The following is an 18855-nucleotide window of genomic DNA, read 5'->3' as shown; positions in this document are numbered from 1 at the left end:
GGACCCGCAGTCCTTCCTGGAGTCGCCATGTCCGCACGCCGCCGCCCCGTACTGAGAGCGCTCTCAATAGCCACCGTCGTGGTCGCTCTCGCCACCGGTTGCTCGTCCGCCAACTCGGGTGCCAACAAAGGGGGTGGCGGCGCCTCCGGCGTGCTGACCCTGGGCAAGCCGGACGGACCGCAGACCAACAACAGCAACCCGTTCCTGAACACCTCGGCGGGCGCCACGCTCGGCTACCGCTACATGATCTACGAGCCGCTGGCGATGACGAACCAGATCAAGCCCGCGGACAAGGCGGAGCCGTGGCTGGCGACCGACTGGAAGTGGGAGGACAACTTCACCAAGGTCACCTTCAGCCTCGACCCCAAGGCGAAGTGGGCCGACGGCAAGCCGCTGACCGCCGATGACGTCGAGTACACGTTCAACCTGCTGAAGACGCACTCGGCGCTCAACTGGAACGGCATCCCGTTCGACGGCGTCGCCATCGAGGGCAAGAAGGTCGTCCTGACCTTCAAGGACTCCCAGTACGTCAACCAGAACAAGATCATCCAGACCTTCATCGTTCCCAAGCACATCTGGGAAGGCGTCAAGGACCCGGAGACCTGGCCCAACCGGAACCCGGTCGGCTCCGGCCCGTACAAGCTCAAGACGTTCACCCCGCAGACCACCACGCTGACCGCCACGCCCACGTACTGGAAGGGCGCGACGAAGGTCAAGGAGCTGCGGTACAGCGCGTACAACGACAACAGCGCGGCGACCACGGCGCTGGCGAGCGGAAAGCTCGAGTGGTCGTTCGTCTTCATGCCGAACTACAAGCAACTGTTCATCAACAAGGACCCCAAGAACCACAAGCTGTGGTTCCCCTCGGGCCTCGGCATCCACGGACTGTGGTTCAACACCGCCCGCAAGCCCTTCGACAACCCGGCGCTGCGCAAGGCCATGGCGATGGTCGTCGACCGCAAGGCGATCTACACCCAGGCCGAGGCGACGCTCTACCCGGAGATCACCAACCCGACCGGCATCCCGCTGCCCGCCGGTGACTCGTTCCTGGCGCCCGAGTACAAGAGCGCCACGACCGCACCCGATGTGGCCGGCGCCAAGAAGGTCCTCGACGACGCCGGGTTCAAGCTCTCCGGCGGCGTGCTCAAGGACCCGAGCGGCAAGCCGGTGAAGCTCACGTTCACCGACCCGGCCGGCTGGAACGACTACATCACCGGGCTCTCCATCATCAAGGACAACATCAAGCAACTCGGCATCGAGGCGAAGGTCAAGACGCAGACCGCCGAGGCCTGGGGTGCGGACGTCGCAAACGGCAACTTCGACGCCACCCTGCACTGGACCAACAGCGGTGCGACCCCGTACGACATGTACCAGAACATCATGGACGGCGCGATCCTCCAGCCCATCGGCAAGGCCTCCCAGACAGGCAACTTCGGCCGTTTCAAGAGCCCCGAGGCGACCCAGGCGCTCAAGGACTTCGCCAACGCCACCGAGGAGGCCACCCGCACCGCGGCCATGAACAAGCTCCAGAAGATCATGGTCGAGCAGGCGCCGATGATCCCGACGGCCGCCGCCCCCATCGGAGCCGAGTACTCCACGAAGAACTGGGTGGGCTGGCCCACCGAGGCCGACCCGTACGCCCCGCCGCAGCACACGCAGCCCTCAGCGCTGCAGATCGTGCTGAAGCTCAAGCCCTCCAAGTAGTACGGGGAAACGGACCGGCCATGACCACCACCACCGATCAGACCGACGACATCGTGCTCGAAGCACGCGGAGTCACCAAGCACTTCCCCGTCCGCCGCACCGGCCGCGATCTCGTCGCACGCCATCGCCGCACCGTCCACGCCGTCGACGACGTCTCGCTGCAACTGCGGCGCGGCACCGTCACGGCCCTGGTAGGGGAGTCCGGCTCCGGGAAATCCACCGTCGCCCGGCTGCTCTCCCAGCTGTATCCGCTCACCGAGGGTGAGATCCGGCTGGGCGGCAAGGCGGTGAAGGCGGGCCGTGGCCGGTCCTTCCGCTCGTACGTACGACAGGTCCAGCTGATCTTCCAGGACCCGTTCGCCTCGCTCAATCCGGTGCACACCGTGCGCTACCACCTCACCCGGTCGCTGAAGATCCACGGCCGGGAGGCGACCGGGACCGAACTCGCCGCACTGCTGGAACGAGTGCAGCTCACCCCTGCCGCCCAGTACCTCGACAAGTTCCCGCACGAGCTCTCCGGTGGCCAGCGGCAGCGCGTCGCCATCGCCCGAGCGCTCGGCGCCGACCCGAAGGTCCTCCTGGCCGACGAGCCCGTCTCGATGCTCGACGTCTCCATCCGGCTCGGCGTCCTCAACCTGCTGCGGGACCTCAAGGAACGCCTCCATCTGGCGATCCTCTACATCACCCACGACATCGCCTCCGCCCGCTACTTCGCGGACACCACGCTCGTGATGTACGCGGGGCGGATCGTCGAGGGCGGGGACAGCGAGACCGTCACCCAGCGCCCCGCACATCCCTATACCCAGTTGCTCATCGCCTCGGCACCCGACCCGGACCGGGTGGTCGCCGAGGAGGAACAGGAGGAGACCGGCAGTGGCGAACCGCCCTCGCTGATCGCCCCGCCGGCCGGCTGCCGGTTCCACCCGCGCTGCCCGAAGGCGATGGAGCGCTGCCGCACCGAACTGCCGCCGCGCTTCGACCTGGCGGACGGCCAGTGGGCGGCCTGCTGGCTGTACGCGGAAGCCGCGGAAGCCGCCGACGACCACCAGAAGGAGGCTGCGAAGTGAAGTATCTGCTGCAACGGCTCGCCTTTTATCTGGTCACCGCGTGGGCCGCGATCACCATCAACTTCCTGATCCCGCGCCTGATGCCCGGGGACCCGGTCCAGGCGCTCCTCTCCCGCTTCCAGGGCCAGCTCGACACCAGTGCCATCGCCTCGCTCACGGCGCTCTTCGGTCTCGACAAACACATGTCGCTCTGGGAGCAGTACACCGACTACTGGTCACATCTGCTCGACGGCGACCTCGGGCTGTCCTTCACCTTCTTTCCGACGCCGGTCAGCGAGGTGATCAGTCAGTCGCTGCCGTGGACGCTGGCGCTCGTCGGTGTCACCACCCTGATCAGCTTCGCGCTCGGCACCGGCATCGGCGTCTTCACCGGCTGGCGGCGCGGCTCCTGGATGGACAGCCTGCTGCCCGTGACCACGTTCATCTCCGCCATTCCGTACTTCTGGCTGGGACTCATCGCGATCGCGCTGTTCGCCGTGAAGTGGCCGCTCTTCCCGGCCGCGGGCGGATACGACAACGCCCTGGTGCCGGCCTTCGACTGGCCGTTCGTCTCCAGCGCGCTCTACCACGCCGCGCTGCCGGGCCTGACGATCGTGCTCAGCGCAATGGCCGGCTGGATCCTGGGCATGCGGAACATGATGGTGACGGTGTCCAGCGAGGACTACGTCATGGTCGCCCAGGCCAAGGGGCTCTCCGAGCGGCGGGTGATGTTCGGATACGCGGCACGCAACGCGATCCTGCCCAACATCTCCGGCTTCGCCCTCTCCCTGGGCTTCATCGTCGGTGGCACGCTGCTGGTGGAGATGGTCTTCTCCTACCCGGGCATCGGCTACCAGCTCTTCCAGGGTGTGGCTGCCAAGGACTACCCCCTGATGCAGGGCATCTTCCTGATCATCACGCTCTCCGTCCTCGCGGCGAATCTCCTCGCCGACGTGATCTACATGGTCCTCGACCCCCGTACCCGAAGGGAGGCCTAGGACATGGCCGTCACCGCTGCCGAGGTCGCCGTACTCGACGCGACCGAGACCCCGGCGCCGAGCAAGCGCAGGCTCCGCTTCCTGCGCGGCCGCAAGACCGTCGTCGGCCTCGGGATCCTGCTCTTCTTCGTCGTGGTCGCCGTCATCGGGCCGTGGATCGCCCCCTACGACCCCGACAGCATGAGTAATGCACTGCTCCAACCGCCTTCCGGAGCGCACTGGTTCGGCACCACACAGACCGGACAGGACGTGCTCTCGCAGATCCTCGTCGGCACCCGCGGCGTCCTGGTCGTCGGTTTCGTCGCCGGGATCTTCGCGACGATCCTGTCCGTACTGATCGGGGTCAGCGCCGGCTTCCTCGGCGGCACCGCCGACGAGCTGCTCTCGGTGCTCTCCAACGTCTTCCTGGTCATTCCGGGGCTGCCGCTGATCATCATCATCGCCAGTCTCGTCTCCGACACCGGCGACCTCCTGATCGCCACCGTCATCGCCCTCACCTCCTGGGCCTGGGGCGCGCGCGTCCTGCGCGCCCAGACGCTGTCGCTGCGCCGCAGGGACTACGTCGAAGCGGCCCGCGCCACCGGCGAGTCCACCTGGCGGATCATCCTCTTCGAGGTCCTGCCGAACCTGACGGCCGTCATCGCGTCCGGTTTCGTCGGCACGGTGATCTTCGCGATCCTGTCCGAGATCACCCTCGCCTTCATCGGCGTCGCCGACATCTCCAACTGGAACTGGGGGACCGTCCTGTTCTGGGCGCAGTCCAACCAGGCACTGGCCCAGGGTGCGTGGTGGTGGTTCGTCCCGGCCGGACTCTGCATCGCCCTGCTCGGCATGTCGCTCGCCCTGATCAACTTCGGCATCGACGAGTTCGTCAACCCGCGGCTGCGCACGGAGACGGGCGCGTCCCGGAAGGTCCGGATGCGGGTCGGCTTCACCCCCGTGGCACGGACCGGTACCACGGAGAAGGAGACCCGCTCATGAGCGAGCCCGTCCTCACCATCAGCGGCCTGAACGTGGACTACGGCACCGGGGACGCCGCCGTGCACGCGCTGCGCGACATCGACCTCACCCTGCACCGCGGCGAGGTCCTCGGCCTGGCAGGCGAGTCGGGCTCCGGCAAGTCCACCCTGGCGTACGCCGTCACCCGCCTCCTCTCGCCGCCCGGAGTGATCACCGGCGGCGAGGTCCACTACCACCGGCGCGACGGCGAAGCGCTCGACCTGCTGACCCTGACCGCCCCCGAGCTCCGCGCCTTCCGCTGGCAGGAGTTGTCGATCGTCTTCCAGGGAGCGATGAACTCGCTCAACCCGGTGCACACGGTCCGCAGTCAGCTCACCGACGTGCTCAAGGCACACCGACCGGAGATGAACCGGGCCGAACGCACCGCACGCGCGAAGGAGCTGCTGACGCTGGTCGGCATCTCCGCGGACCGGCTCTCCGCCTACCCCCACCAGCTCTCCGGCGGCATGCGCCAGCGCGTGATGATCGCGATGGCGCTTGCGCTGGAGCCCGAGATCGTCATCATGGACGAGCCCACGACGGCCCTGGACGTCGTCATGCAGCGCCAGATCCTGCGCCAACTGGTCAAGCTCCGCGAGGAGCTGGGCTTCTCGGTCGTCTTCATCACGCACGACATCTCGCTGCTGATCGAGTTCTCGGACCGGATCGCGATCATGTACGGCGGCCGGATCGTCGAGGAGGCCGGTGCCTCCGACATCTACCAGGACCCCCGCCACCCCTACAGCGACGGCCTGCTGCACTCCTTCCCGGCTCTGCACGGTCCCCGCCGAGAACTCACCGGCATCCCCGGCTCGCCCCCGCATCTGTCCGCGATGCCGGCCGGCTGCGCCTTCCATCCCCGCTGCGGCAAGGCACTCGAGCCGTGCGCCACCCACGTGCCGGTGCTCGACCGGCCGGAAGGGGACGGCTCCCGCACGGTGGCCTGCTGGCTGCACCAGCCGGCCCCGGCGACCGCCGCCCCCCGCTCGTAGAGACCCCACGCACACCACAGGAGAACCATGAACCTCGTCATCCCTCAGGGATACGCTCGCGAGATCGCCGCCGAGCCCGTTACCGGTCTGCCCGCCGACTTCCGCTGGGGCGTCGCCACCGCCGCCTACCAGATCGAGGGAGCGGCCGCCGAGGACGGCAGAACCCCGTCGATCTGGGACACGTACTGCAGGGTGCCGGGCATGGTCGTCCGCGGCGAGAACGGCGATGTGGCCTGTGACCACTACCACCGGATGCCCGAGGACGTGCGGCTGATCGCGGACCTGGGCGTCGACACGTACCGCTTCTCGCTCGCCTGGCCGCGCATCCAGCCCGGCGGCCGCGGCCCGGCCAACGCCAAGGGCCTCGACTTCTACAAGCGGCTGATCGACGAGCTGGAGTCCAAGGGCGTCACCCCCTGGATCACCCTCTACCACTGGGATCTGCCGCAGGAGCTGGAGGACGCGGGCGGCTGGCCGGCCCGCGACACCGCGTACCGGTTCGCCGAGTACGCCGCCCTCGCCTACGACGCGCTCGGCGACCGGGTCAAGCACTGGACCACGCTCAACGAGCCCTGGTGCTCGGCCATGCTCGGGTACGCGTACGGCAACCAGGCCCCCGGCCGTACGAACTTCGGCGAGGCGATCCACGCGGTCCACCATTTGCTGCTCGGCCACGGGCTCGCCTCCCGGCACATCCGCGAGACCGCCGCCGCCCGCGGCAACGACCTGGAACTGGGCATCACGCTCAACCTCGGCACCGCCACCCCCGAGACCGACAGCCACGAGGACGCCGAGGCCTGCCGGCGCGCCGACGGGCTCGGCCGCCGCCTCTACCTGGACCCGGTGGCCAAGGGCGTCTACCCCGAGGACGTCATCGCCGACCTCGCCCTGCAGAACGTCGAACTCCCGGTCCAGGACGGCGACCTGGAGATAATCTCCACCCCGCTCGACGTCCTCGGCGTCAACTTCTACCGCGGCACGCTCTTCTCCGGCGTCACGGAGGAGGGGTCCCCGGTGGACGCCGACGGCCTGCCGGTCACCCGCGGCATCGAGCGTGACCTGCCGCGTACCGCCATGGACTGGGAGATCACCCCCACCGCCCTCACCGACCTGCTGGTGCGGCTGCAGAAGGACTACGGCATCCCGACCGTCATCACCGAGAACGGCGCCGCGTTCGACGACACCGTCTCCGAGGACGGCGAGATCCATGACGCCGACCGCACCACCTACCTCGCCGACCACATCGCCGCCGTCGCTGCGGCCCGCGCCGAAGGAGCCGATGTCCGCGGCTACTTCGCCTGGTCGCTGATGGACAACTTCGAGTGGTCCTACGGCTACGACAAGCGGTTCGGCATCGTCCGCGTCGACTACGACACCCAGGAGCGGACGCTCAAGGACAGCGCCAAGTGGTACCGCGACACGATCCGCCTCACCCGCGGCGCGTAACTGCGGCAACAACCAGGTCTCCCAGCCCTGCCGATGCCTCCCGCAGCCCCGCGTCGACCGCATCGCGCAGGGCGGTGTGAGGGCGGAGACCGACTGGATGCGAGTCGAGCAGAAGACGTAGCAGAAGCACTTTTTCAGTGTCCGAAGGAGCCGCAATGCCACCACGCACCCACCGCGCCCGCCGCCGGGCCAGACCGACGACGGCCGCGCTGGCCGCCGTCACCGTCCTCGCCGGGCTGCTCGCCGGAGCCGTCCCGAGTGCCACTGCGGCGACGGCGGACGACCCGGCGCCCGTCCTCGTCGACCGCTTCGAGGGCGAGGTCCCGTTCGCCAACCAGCCCGCCGACGGCATCTTCACCTGGGGCGGCGACTCCGACGACCCGCCCACCCTGGCCCTGAAGGACCGCGCCGACGCCCCCGAGGGCGCCAAGGTCCTCGAAGGTACGTACAACATCAGCGGTTACGGCGGCCTCAGCCACGACTTCGCCGCCGACCAGCCCGCCCACGACTGGTCGGCCCACAAGGGCATCCGCTTCTGGTGGTACGGCCAGAACACCGCACCGCTGCCGCCCGGTTCGGGCAAGAGGATCAACTTCGAGATCAAGGACGGCGGCGCCAACGGCGAGGCGTCCGAGCTGTGGACCACGTCGTTCACCGACGACTGGGAAGGCTGGCACCAGGTCGAGATCCCGTTCACCGACTTCACGTACCGCACCGACTACCAGCCCGTCGGCGGCATCGACCAGGTCCTCGGCCTCGACGAGATGTGGGGCTACGCCGTCACGCTGCCGACCGGGGCCCCCGGCTCGTTCGCCATGGACGGTGTGGAGCTGTACGGGAAGGCCGACGCGGCCCTGAAGGCGAGCGTCGTCACGGACGCGGCGGTCCGTACGGTGAAGGAGGGCGGCACGGCGGACATCGATGTCTCCGTCGCCACCACCGGCTCCGTACCGATCGAGGAACCCGTCACCGTCGCGTACGAGACCAAGGGCGGCAGCGCCGAGGCCGGCAAGGACTACACGCCGGTCACCGGCACGTACACCTTCCCGGCAGGCACCGCGTCCGGGACCTCGCACCGGATCTCGGTGGCCACCAGGAAGGACGGCGCAGCCGAGTCCGCGGAGACGATCCCGCTCGAACTCACCGTCACCGGCGCCAAACCGCCCAAGGAGAACCCGCAGGTCGTCATCGACGCCCATGGGCTGCCGTACCTCGACCCGAAGCTCCCGGTGAAGAAGCGCGTCGCCGACCTCCTCTCCCGGATGTCGCCGGCCGAGAAGGCCGGCCAGATGACGCAGGCCGAGCGCAACGCACTGAAGTCGCAGGGTGACATCGCCACGTACGACCTCGGCTCGCTTCTCTCCGGCGGCGGCTCCGTCCCGACGCCGAACACACCCGAGGCGTGGGCGAAGATGGTCGACGCCTACCAACTCCGGGCGCAGGCGACCCGCTTCCAGATCCCGCTGATCTACGGCGTGGACGCGGTGCACGGGCACAACAACGTCATCGGCTCCACGATCATGCCGCACAACATCGGCATCGGTGCCGGCCGCGACCCGAAGCTCGCCGAGAGGACCGGCGCGGTCACCGCCGACGAGGTCCGCGCGACGGGCATCCCGTGGGACTTCGCACCCTGCCTCTGCGTCACCCGCGACGAGCGCTGGGGCCGCTCCTACGAGTCGTACGGTGAGGACCCGGCACTTGTCGAGTCCATGGAGACGGTCATCCAGGGCATGCAGGGCAGCGCGTCCGGCAAGGACCTGCACCGCAACGACAAGGTCCTGGCCACCGCCAAGCACTACGTCGGCGACGGCGGTACGGAGTTCGGCTCGTCCACCACCGGTTCGTACACCATCGACCAGGGCGTCACGAAGGTCACCCGGCAGGAGCTCGAAGCCGTGCACCTCGCCCCGTTCGAGGAGGCCGTCAAGCGCGGAGTCGGCACGGTCATGCCGTCGTACTCCTCGCTCGACATCATCGGCGACGACCAGGGTCCGGTGAAGATGCACGCCGACGCCGAGATGATCAACGGCGTGCTCAAGGACCGGATGGGCTTCGAGGGCTTCGTCATCAGTGACTGGCAGGCCATCGACCAGATCCCTGGCGACTACGCCAGCGACGTCCGTACGTCCATCAACGCCGGACTCGACATGATCATGGTCCCGACGGCGTACCAGGACTTCACGAAGACGCTCCAGGACGAGGTCACCGCGGGCCGGATCAGCCAGGCCCGGATCGACGACGCGGTCACCCGCATCCTGACCCAGAAGTTCCGGCTCGGCCTCTTCGAGAAGCCGTACGCGGACACGGCCGACATCGACCAGGTCGGCTCGGCCGGACACCGCGCGGTGGCCCGCGAGGCAGCGGCCAAGTCGCAGGTCCTGCTCAAGAACGACGGCGGAGTGCTGCCGCTCAAGGCATCCCAGAAGGTGTACGTCGCCGGGTCCAACGCCGACAACATCGGCAACCAGGCCGGCGGCTGGACCGTCAGCTGGCAGGGCTCTTCGGGCAGGATCACCACGGGTACGACGATCCTGGAGGCCATGAAGAAGGACGCCACGGACGCGGCCTCGGTCACCTACTCCAAGGACGCTTCGGCATCCACGGACGGCTACGACGTGGGTGTGGTCGTGGTCGGCGAGACCCCGTACGCCGAAGGCATCGGTGACGTCGGCAACGGCAACGACCTGGAGCTGACCGCCGCCGACAAGGCCGCGATCGACAAGGTCTGCGCCGCGATGAAGTGCGCGGTCCTGGTGGTCTCCGGCCGCCCGCAGCTCATCGGCGACCGGCTCGGTGACATCGACGGACTCGTCGCGTCCTGGCTGCCGGGCACCGAGGGCGACGGAGTGGCCGACGTGCTGTACGGGAAGCGTGCCTTCACCGGACAGCTGCCGGTCACCTGGCCGAAGTCCGAGTCGCAGCTGCCGATCAACGTCGGCGACGCGACGTACGACCCGCAGTTCCCGTACGGCTGGGGCCTGACCACGCTGAAGAAGGCCCCGACGGGCGGCGAACTGACCCTGGGCGCGCTCGCTGTCGCCGCACAGCTCGCGGAAAAGGCCGGGCTGGGGAAGTCCGAGGCCGGCAAGGCGATCGTCGACCAGGCCCGCCTGCTGGTGCAGCAGAAGATCGGCGGGAAGCCGACCGCGGCGGTGTCCAAGCCGTTCGCCGACGCGGACCATCTGCTGCTCACCGGTGATCTGACCGGGGCGGTGGCCCAGCTGAGGACGGCGTACCGGGCCGCACAGCGGTAACAGAGACGGGGCTGACCCAGGTGGGCGGAGCAATTGTCGCCCACCTGGGTTAGCGTCGATATATGCGGAACAGGCTGTTCCCGACCCTGCTGGCCGGCCTGCTGCTGATGCTGTCGGCAGCCATGCTCGCCATGTCCCCGGCTGCGCCGAGCGCCACGACGATCAACGATGTGGCCCGGGCCCTGCGCCAGGGCCCGGTGTACGTCGATCCGGCAGTGGCGGACCAGCTGTCCGCGAGCCAGGCCGACGCCCTGACCAAGAAGATCAAGGACGCGGACAAGCCGGTCTTCGTGGCTGTGCTGCCGCGGACCTCCGCGTTCCCCGAGGCCACGGTGTTGCGGACGCTGCGTAACGACACCGGGATCACCGGCGTGTACGGAATCCGCCTCGGCGACACGTTCAGGCTGGGCGCGGACCGGTCGGTCATGTCCGTCACGGCCCGCCAGAACCTCTCCGCGGCGCTGCAGGCCCCCGGCACCGCCACGGACGCCACCACCCAGCTCAGCACCTTCGTCGACCAGGCCGTCGCCCAGGCACGCGGCCACGCCCCCGCCTCCTGGAGCGGCGGCTCGAACGACACGGGATCCGGCGTTACCGCACTGATCACGGTCGGCGCGCTCGCCGTGATCGGCGGTGGGACCGCGTACGCGATCGTCCGCCGCAACCGCCGCCGCAAGGCGGAGGAGGAACGGGCGGCGCTCGACAAGCTGCGGGTCGTCGTGGACGAGGACATCACCGCATACGGCGAGACCCTCGACCGCCTCGACTTCCACCCGGCGGAAACCGGCGCCGACGACGCGATGCGCGCCGACTACGAGCGGGCACTCGACTCGTACGAGAGCGCGAAGTCCCGTATGGACAAGGCCCAGCACCCGTCCGACGTGCGCGGGGTCACCCAGGCCCTGGAGGACGGCCGCTTCTCCCTGGCCGTCCTGGAAGCCCGCCGCACAGGCAGCCCCCTCCCGGACCGCCGCCCACCGTGCTTCTTCGACCCGCGCCACGGCCCTTCGGTGGCCGATGCCCTGTGGACGCCGTCCGGCGGCGCACCGCGCGAGGTCCCGGTCTGCGGCGTGGACGAGATCCGGCTGCGCGACGGCGAGGACCCGCTGAGCCGCACCGTCGACACGGGTGACGGCCGTCGCCGCCCGTACTGGGAGGCAGGCCCGGCGTACGGTCCCTGGGCGGGCGGCTACTTCGGCGGCGGCCTGCTCCCCGGCCTGCTGGTGGGCACGCTGCTCGGCTCGATGCTCTCGTCCCCGGCCTACGCGGCGGACTACGGCGGTGGCGACTTCGGCAGCGGCGACTACTCGGGTGGCGACTACTCCGGCTCCGACTTCGACCCGTCCGACTTCGGCGGCGGGGGCGACGGCGGAGGATTCGGCGGCGGTGGCGATTTCGGTGGGGGCGGCGACTTCGGTGGCGGCGGCTTCTGAGAGCTGAAGCTGCGCACCGGCAGGTCCCTGTGCTCAGCGACGAGGGCGACCGCACAGCCGCTTCACGCGGGTGCGGACGCCCTCGTACTTTCCCAGGATCAGCGGCCTGCCCGGACCCGGCGTAGGCGGGTCCGGGCAGCGCATCAGCGGGGGCAGGTGTTGTTACAGATCCTGCTCGATCTGCATTTCCCGGACCTTGTCGTCACGGTGCGTCTTCTCGTTCTTGATGGTGTAGGTGGTCGCCGGTCCGCTGCCGCTGACCTTGGTGATCTCGCCCTGACACTTCTTGTTCTCCTGGTCCAGGTACTCCACGCGCTGACCCTCGTTGTGCGGCATTGAGTTCTCCGTTTCTCGGTGTACACGGACAGGAGCCGTCCCGGCGTCTCAGCACGGGCTGCGCCAGCCGGCGCCCGCTTCTCATCGCGGTGCGCAATGCCAGACCACACCGTGTTCGTACAACCAGCGACTCCAGAGAGCCCAATGGGGTCAACGGTTCCTGGTCAGCCCTGCCAGTTCGTCCCGCGAGAGCCGCAGCGCTCCGGCTGCCACGTTGGCGGTCAGGTGGTCCGGATCGCCGGTGCCCGGTATGGCCAGGACGTGCGGGCCCTGGTGCAGCGTCCAGGCCAGTCGGACCTGCGCGACCGTGGCTCCGTGTGCGCGGGCGACGGCGAGCAGCTCGTCGTCGCCCGCGGCGTTCGCGCCCTGCTCGCGTCCCGCGCCGGCGATCGCGAAGAACGGCACGAAAGCGACGCCCATCTCGCCGCAGGCCCGCAGGAGATCGTCGTCGTCCGCGCTGTGCGCGTCGATGCCGTACCGGTTCTGCACACAGACCACCGGGGCGATGGCCTGTGCCTCGGCGAGGTGTTCCGGTGTGACACCGGAGACTCCGAGGTGGCGGACCAACCCCGCTTCGCGCAGCTCGGCCAGCGCGCCGAAGTGCTCGGAAATGGACTCCTGGCCCATCACGCGTAGGTTCACCACGTCGAGATAGTCGCGGCCCAGCTGGCGCAGGTTCTCCTCGACCTGGCCTCGCAGTTCGTCGGGCCTCGCCGGCGTCCGCCACGCGCCTGCAGCGTCCCGCACCGGACCGACCTTGGTGGTGATGACGAGATCTTCGGGATACGGCGCCAGCGCCCGGTTGATCAGCTCGTTGGCTGAGCGCAGCGGCGAGAAGTAGAACGCGGCGGTGTCGATGTGGTTCACGCCGAGGTCGATCGCGCGGCGCAGCACGGCTATCGACCGGCTGCGATCGCTGGACGGACTGTCGGCGCTGAACGCCTTGCCGATCTGCGTCAGGCGCATCGCGCCGAATCCGATCCGGTTGACGGTCAGGTCACCGAGCTTCCAGCTGCCAGAGGCTGTCGCGGTGATCGTATCGGAGGCCATGAGGTAACCCTTCAGGTGGAGTTGGGGACGCAGTGGGGGCAACATCGCCACGTGGCCGGAAAGTTGGCGGCTGGTTTACGTGGGCTGCAGCACGGGTCGCGATGGCTTGCGCCCCTGCTCGATAGCTGATAAGTTAGCCATAGAAGGTGTGTCTTCCTTTCTGATCTTCGTGTATGCAGGGTATCGCCCGGACTGACGGCCCGTCCAGTGGTCGCCCGCGCTTCCGGCTTTTCGTCGCCCGGAAAACCCGACGCCAACAGCCGCACCACGGATGTGTGGTGCGGCTGTTGGCGTCGGGCCGGAACCGGCTCGGCCCTAGTTGAAGCCGAAGCCCTGCGGAAGCGGCTCCTGCCGGAACAGCCGGGACGGAACGGCGTCGGCCAGGGCCTGGTAGCCGGTCGGGTTCAGGTGCAGATGGTCGCCGTCGTCGTACGTCGGCAGGAGTTGTCCCGGCTTCTGCGGGTCACGCGCCGCGCGATCGAAGTCGATCACGCTGTCGAACCGGCCGCTGGTGCGAATCCACTTGTTGACCGTCTGCCGGGCCTGCTCCCGGTATCCGTCCGTGTCGTCGTACGGCGTGTTGCCACCGAAGGGTGTCAGTGTTGCCCCGTACACCCGGATCCCGTGCGTGTGCGCCCGGACGATGATCTGGTCGTAGGCCGCGATCAGATCGTCCGCCACCTGCTTCTGGGCGGCTTCCGAGGCATCGGCCGTGCCGATGTCGTTGATGCCTTCGAAGACGAGCAGCCACTCGACTCCGCTCTGTGCCAGTACGTCACGGTCCACCCGTGACAGGGCGTTGGGGCCCAGGCCGTCGTTCAGTACCCGGTTGCCGCCGGCCGCCTGATTGAGGATCGCGGTGTCGGCGGTGTCCCGGTGCGACCGCAACCTGTCCTGCAGCTGGTCCGGCCAGCGGTTGTTCATATCGGTGATGGAGCCCCGGCCGTCGGTCAGCGAGTCGCCCAGCATGACAGCTGCCGCAGTGGTGTCTCTGGACCACACCTCGACACCGCTCAGGAAGTACCAGTGAGCGGTCGATGCCGCCCCGGCCAGGTCCGTGTCCCCGACGTGGTTGCCGGCCTGCATGAATGACGTGGTCCGGGAACCGGGGTGCGAGGTGATGGAGTTGGACGCCTGGCCCTCGGCCAGGTACATGGTCACGGAAAGGTTGGACCCGGGCTCCAGCTCGAAGTCCAGCGGGTCGGAGACGATCTCCGACCCGACCGGAACGACCGCCGACGACCGGCCGTGGAAGGTCACCTTCCGGGAGGTCTCCGACTGAATCGCACTGTCGCCGGCCCGCCCGCCGGCGGGAAGCGCGACCGAGACCGCGGTGATGGGCAGTGCCGCACCCCCGAACGCGTTGGAGAAGCGCAGTCGCATCTGCCGTCCCCCGACCGCCATGCGGACGGTCTGCCGCAGGGTGCTGTCGGCGAGGACCAGATTGTCCTGCGTGAACGGCGCGGGCGGCATATTGGCGGGCTCGGTCAACTGCGGCATCGACGTCCAGGTATTCACCCAGTGGTTGTTCAATTGCTGCGGTTTTGCGTCAACGGACAGGCCCGGTGCCTTGTGGGCGCCCTCCGTACCCACGGCTCCTACAGCAGAGGCCGTCGCCACTGTGGCCGCGAGAGCCACTGTTACGGTCAGGCCGGCGATCGAAAACTTTCGGGCCATGGATTGCGTCCCCTCCATCACAATGATCCACGCACGCTGTGGCGGTGACGGTAAACGGGCTGGTTACTGGGTGTCAAGAAGCCTTGCAGGATCAGACTTGAGTCGGTGAAGTGTCGAAACTTTCGAAGAGTTGGAAAGGGGTGCGATGCGACGCAAGGTGCCTGCATCGCGAACTGACTGTTCGTCAAATGCCTGTGAGGCGCGCGTGTCCGGAGTGCGGAGTGCGCAGAACCGGGGTTGTCCGCATGTCGAGCGGAGCGACGGCTCCGCGCATTTCCAACCGGCTCCCGGGGCGTCTTGGAAAAATGCCGGCACACCGAGGAATTGATGCCGTGACGCGTGACCTGACCGACTCGTGCCGCTGTCGTCCGACGGTTATGAATTCCTCGGTTTGCGCACCAGAAGGCAGGCTTGCGGAATGGGCGCGCTTTCCGACTCACGGATCAGCGTGGCGTCCACCACGAGCCCGGCTCGGGTCGCCGACTCGGCGATGCGGTCGGGCGGCAACAGGTGGACGTCGAGGCTCATCGCGTGGCCGCCGTACCCCTTCTCCTTGCGCCGTCGTTCGTCGCCGACGTGGAAGCCGAGCAGCAGGTGGCCGCCAGGGGTCAGTACCCGGTGGAATTCTGCGAAGACCGTCGGCAGCACCTTTGGCGGCGTGTGGATGATGGAGTACCAGGCGACGATGCCGCCGAGTTCGCCGTGCGCCGACTGCAGGGCTGTCATCGTTCCGACGTCGAACCGCAGACCCGGGTGGTCCCGCCGGGCCACTTCGACCATCCGCGGAGACAGATCCACACCGAATGCCGCCAGGCCGAGGGAGCGGAGATGCGCTGTCACGTGGCCGGGTCCGCAACCCACGTCGGCGACCGGGCCGCCGCCGGCTCCCTGTACGAGTTCGGCGAATGCGCCCAGCATCGAGCGCCCCAGCAGATCGGCCTCGAATGCGGGAGGTACGAGCTCGGCGTAGTCGGCGGCAACGGTGTCGTAGGACACCCGGGTTTCGCGTAGGTAGGACGGCTCGGCCACGCCGCAGACCCTATTGCTCCTCGCCCGGGAAAGCACTGGAACCGTGACGGAAGGTAATGCCGAGCGCCCGCCTTCCTCCCCGGCGGGGGAGTGGAAGACGGGCGCGCTCGGGTCGGAGTGCTTCCGGGGATCAGGCTTGCGCGGCGGCGGCCTTGATCGCGGAGATGTCGAAGTTCAGCTTGACCTTGTCGCTGACCATCACACCGCCGGTCTCCAGCGCCGCGTTCCAGGTCAGGCCCCAGTCGGAGCGGAGGATTTCCGCGCTGCCCTCGAAGCCGACACGCTCGTTGCCGTAGGGGTCGGTGGCGGAGCCGTTGAACTCCAGGTCGATGGCGAGCGGACGGGTGATGTCCTTGATGGTGAGGTCACCGGTGATGCGGTACTGGTCGCCGCCGAGCTGCTCGGCGTGGGTGGAGCGGAACGTCATGCGCGGGAACTTCTCGGCGTCGAAGAAGTCGCCGCTGACCAGGTGGCCGTCGCGGTCGGCGATGCCGGTGTCGACGCTGGCGATCTTGACGTCGATGGAAGCGGTGGAGTGGTGCGGGTCGGCGCCGTTCAGCGTCAGCGTGCCCTCGTGGTCGCCGAAGGAGCCGCGGACGTTGGTGACCATGGCGTGACGCACGGTGAAGCCGATGCTGCTGTGCGACGGGTCGATCGTGTACGTGCCGGTCAGCGCGGTCAGGGCCGGGTCCACGGCGGTGGCGGTGGCGGACGGGGCGGCGGCGGACTTGCGGTTGAACAGAGCCATGGCTCCTCCTCGGGGGACTTGATCGAGCGGGGGTCGAGGTCATTGTTTAACCTTCAACGACATCGACTGTAGCCGGACCTAGTTCAAAGTTCAACATCTGGGCCCGACTGTTTTCGGTGGCGCGTCCACAGGGGTGATGGCGTTCGCCTCATCGGCACCCGATGCCCTCTGGCGGACGCGCGTAGAACTCGGGCACTATCTCCCTGCCCTTGTTGTCATGAGCAGGAGGAGTCCCCCATGGTGTCCCGTATGACACTGCGCCCCGTCCTGACCGCCCTCGCCCTCGTCCTCGGTGCCCTGTTCGTCCCCGGTGTCGGCGTTCTCGGCAGCGGCGCCACCGAGGCCCACGCCGTCACCAAGCTCACGCACGCACAGGCCACCTCCCGGTTCAGCTCGTCCGGTATCACCTGGTCGTCCTCCGGCGGCTGCTCGAACCGGAACAACGCCACCTGCACGTCCTTCGATCAGCTCAACCTCGCCACCGCCCAGGGGGCCCAGACCCTGAAGAGCGCCACCGGCTGCGCGCTCAACATCACCGGTGGCACCGAGACCGGGCACGCCAGCGGTACGTACTCGCACTGGAACGGCTACAAGCTCGACTACGGCAAGTCCACCTGCCTCACCAACTACATCCACGGCGTCTTCAGCTACATAGGGCTCCGTGGTGACGGCGCTCCCCAGTACCAGTCCGGCTCCGGCAACATCTACGCGGACGAGGGCAACCACTGGGACGTCCTGTACTACAACTGCGGCGGCTGCTGAGCCGGTACTCGCAGGTGCCCCCGCCCGGAAGGTCTCGGGCGGGGGCACCTGGCTGTTCTTCTCCGTTCTGCTCCGTGGGCTCAGGAGCCCACGCTCACCGTGAACCGCCGCGGGTTGCCGTCGTTCGCGGCCCCGGAGACGTCCGGCTCACCCTCGGGACGCACGTCGTCGTACGGGAACGCGTACCCGATCGGGGTGTTCGCGTGCACCACGCGCGACCAGTGGTTCGTCACCGCGCCCTGGTAGTAGTCCGCCACCGTCGTGCCGTTCGGCTGGTCGGGGTGCGAGAGCATGAGGGACCGGTTGAAGCCCGCCGCCAGTCGCGCCAGCAGCGCCTTCTTGTCGTCGGAGTCGCCGGGGTTGTTGGTGAACGGTCCGTGGTTGCAGGTGAAGATGTCCTTCGACGCCGGCTTGGTGAAGGTGTGGCCGCCGTCGAAGGTCAGGATGTCGCCGACGACCCGGCCGGCCCGTACGCCCCGACCGCCCTGGAGATCGATCCGCAGATCCGTACCCCGGTACTTCTCCCAGACCTGGTCGACCTGTGCGGTGAACAGGTCCCGGAACGGCATCTGGTCCGGCCGGTCGAAATACGGTGCCATCAGGTTCTGCGGCGAGATCACCCGCAGCACGCTGCCGTCCGTGCCGCGGGTCACCAGCTCGTCCCACGGTTGTCCGTCGGCCGCCGCCTGGGCGGTCAGGGCGTCGGCGATCCGTTGCACGGCGCCGTTCGGAAGCGGCGCGACCGTGTGCGTCGTGTCGCCCGCCAGCGTCAGGCCGATCGGCAGCGCGGTGACCAGATCGACGTAGCTGATGTTCGCGTACAGCTGCTGCGGGTTGAAGGTGAACTCGCAGAACGACCAGGTCCGCCCGTAGTTCGGGTCGGCGGACGTCGCGAACGCCGGCTCGACCAGCGCGGGGCCGGGGTTCAGGAAGAAGTCCAGCTTGTCGTTGCGTACGAAGTAGACGCGGGCGCCGTACATCTGAGGAAGCGTCAGCACCACGGGTCCGGCGCCGGCCGGCTTCAGCGGGATGGCGCAGTCGACCGGCAGCGGGGTCTGCGGTGCGGCGGGGGAGTCGGGGCGGTAGACGCTGCCGTCGGCCCGCAGCAGCATCCAGCGGTCGGTGCCCTGCTCATGGCCGGTGACGTAGGCGTGGACCGTGCCGGGCAGCGAGCGGTTCTCCAGGGCCAGTTCGCAGGTGGCGGCGGCCGCCGACGCATGCGGGCTGAGGACGCTTCCCCATGCGGGGTAGGTGAGCGCGGTCGCGGTGGCGGCGGCGCCCGTCAGGAACAGTCTGCGCGAGATCACGGGGGGACTCCTGAGGTGTGGGGGCCGCGGACGGGAACGATCGTGCGGGGAGGTGGAACAAGGGGCGTCCG

General features: G+C 68.5%; 15 protein-coding genes. 9 read left to right on the top strand and 6 right to left on the bottom strand.

The window, feature by feature from the left end; translation table 11 throughout:
- The first annotated feature begins 27 nt into the window (after positions 1 to 27).
- The 8 genes from ACIA8E_RS00725 (at position 28) to ACIA8E_RS00690 (ending at position 11875) form a co-directional block, all read left to right on the top strand.
- Entirely contained in the window at positions 28 to 1704 is a 1677-nt protein-coding gene (locus ACIA8E_RS00725) for an ABC transporter substrate-binding protein (RefSeq protein ID WP_399292829.1), read from the top strand.
- A gap of 20 nt (positions 1705 to 1724) precedes the next feature.
- On the top strand, positions 1725 to 2771 hold the full coding sequence (locus ACIA8E_RS00720) for an ABC transporter ATP-binding protein (RefSeq protein ID WP_383367930.1): 1047 nt from the start codon (positions 1725 to 1727) through the stop codon (positions 2769 to 2771).
- Complete coding sequence (locus tag ACIA8E_RS00715) at positions 2768 to 3748, top strand: ABC transporter permease (protein ID WP_399292827.1); 981 nt, start codon at positions 2768 to 2770, stop codon at positions 3746 to 3748. The genes ACIA8E_RS00720 and ACIA8E_RS00715 overlap by 4 nt, the downstream gene beginning before the upstream one ends.
- Before the next feature lie 3 nt (positions 3749 to 3751).
- The gene (locus ACIA8E_RS00710) at positions 3752 to 4729 is read left to right on the top strand and encodes an ABC transporter permease (RefSeq protein ID WP_399292825.1); all 978 of its coding nucleotides are present in this window, start codon (positions 3752 to 3754) and stop codon (positions 4727 to 4729) included.
- Positions 4726 to 5739 (top strand): ABC transporter ATP-binding protein, encoded by a 1014-nt coding sequence (locus ACIA8E_RS00705; protein WP_399292823.1) that lies wholly within the window; start codon positions 4726 to 4728, stop codon positions 5737 to 5739. The genes ACIA8E_RS00710 and ACIA8E_RS00705 overlap by 4 nt, the downstream gene beginning before the upstream one ends.
- A gap of 27 nt (positions 5740 to 5766) precedes the next feature.
- Positions 5767 to 7185, top strand: a complete 1419-nt coding sequence (locus tag ACIA8E_RS00700) for a GH1 family beta-glucosidase (RefSeq protein WP_399292821.1) — start codon at positions 5767 to 5769, stop codon at positions 7183 to 7185.
- 155 nt (positions 7186 to 7340) lie between these two features.
- A complete protein-coding gene (locus tag ACIA8E_RS00695; protein WP_399292819.1) occupies positions 7341 to 10442 on the top strand; it encodes a glycoside hydrolase family 3 protein in 3102 nt (1033 codons plus the stop codon).
- A 62-nt stretch (positions 10443 to 10504) separates the two neighbouring features.
- On the top strand, positions 10505 to 11875 hold the full coding sequence (locus ACIA8E_RS00690; RefSeq protein WP_399292817.1) for a hypothetical protein: 1371 nt from the start codon (positions 10505 to 10507) through the stop codon (positions 11873 to 11875).
- A gap of 162 nt (positions 11876 to 12037) precedes the next feature.
- On the opposite strand, the gene ACIA8E_RS00685 is transcribed toward ACIA8E_RS00690, so the two are convergent.
- The 5 genes from ACIA8E_RS00685 to ACIA8E_RS00665 all read right to left on the bottom strand — a co-directional run bounded on the left by ACIA8E_RS00685 (position 12038) and on the right by ACIA8E_RS00665 (position 16715).
- Positions 12038 to 12211, bottom strand: a complete 174-nt coding sequence (locus ACIA8E_RS00685) for a hypothetical protein (RefSeq protein ID WP_158711173.1) — start codon at positions 12209 to 12211, stop codon at positions 12038 to 12040.
- Between the two features lie 150 nt (positions 12212 to 12361).
- Positions 12362 to 13261, bottom strand: coding sequence for an aldo/keto reductase (locus tag ACIA8E_RS00680; RefSeq protein WP_399292815.1), 900 nt, complete (start codon positions 13259 to 13261; stop codon positions 12362 to 12364).
- A 315-nt stretch (positions 13262 to 13576) separates the two neighbouring features.
- Positions 13577 to 14938: an SGNH/GDSL hydrolase family protein gene (locus ACIA8E_RS00675; protein ID WP_399292813.1), complete on the bottom strand. Its 1362-nt coding sequence runs from the start codon at positions 14936 to 14938 to the stop codon at positions 13577 to 13579.
- A 375-nt stretch (positions 14939 to 15313) separates the two neighbouring features.
- Positions 15314 to 15967, bottom strand: a complete 654-nt coding sequence (locus ACIA8E_RS00670; protein ID WP_399292811.1) for a class I SAM-dependent DNA methyltransferase — start codon at positions 15965 to 15967, stop codon at positions 15314 to 15316.
- Positions 15968 to 16097: 130 nt separating this feature from the next.
- Positions 16098 to 16715 carry a YceI family protein gene (locus tag ACIA8E_RS00665; RefSeq protein WP_399292809.1) on the bottom strand — a complete coding sequence of 206 codons (618 nt, stop codon included), beginning with the start codon at positions 16713 to 16715 and terminating at the stop codon, positions 16098 to 16100.
- A 237-nt stretch (positions 16716 to 16952) separates the two neighbouring features.
- On the opposite strand from ACIA8E_RS00665, the gene ACIA8E_RS00660 reads away from it, so the two are divergent.
- Entirely contained in the window at positions 16953 to 17477 is a 525-nt protein-coding gene (locus ACIA8E_RS00660; protein WP_399292807.1) for a hypothetical protein, read from the top strand.
- 80 nt (positions 17478 to 17557) lie between these two features.
- On the opposite strand, the gene ACIA8E_RS00655 is transcribed toward ACIA8E_RS00660, so the two are convergent.
- Positions 17558 to 18784 carry a glycoside hydrolase family 64 protein gene (locus ACIA8E_RS00655; protein WP_399292805.1) on the bottom strand — a complete coding sequence of 409 codons (1227 nt, stop codon included), beginning with the start codon at positions 18782 to 18784 and terminating at the stop codon, positions 17558 to 17560.
- Between the last annotated feature and the right edge of the window lie 71 nt (positions 18785 to 18855).

It is taken from the genome of Streptomyces sp. NPDC051664 (assembly GCF_044453545.1).
GTDB lineage: Bacteria > Actinomycetota > Actinomycetes > Streptomycetales > Streptomycetaceae > Streptomyces.
Note: the sequence above shows the minus strand (reverse complement) of the source record. Positions and strands in the feature narration are given on the sequence as shown.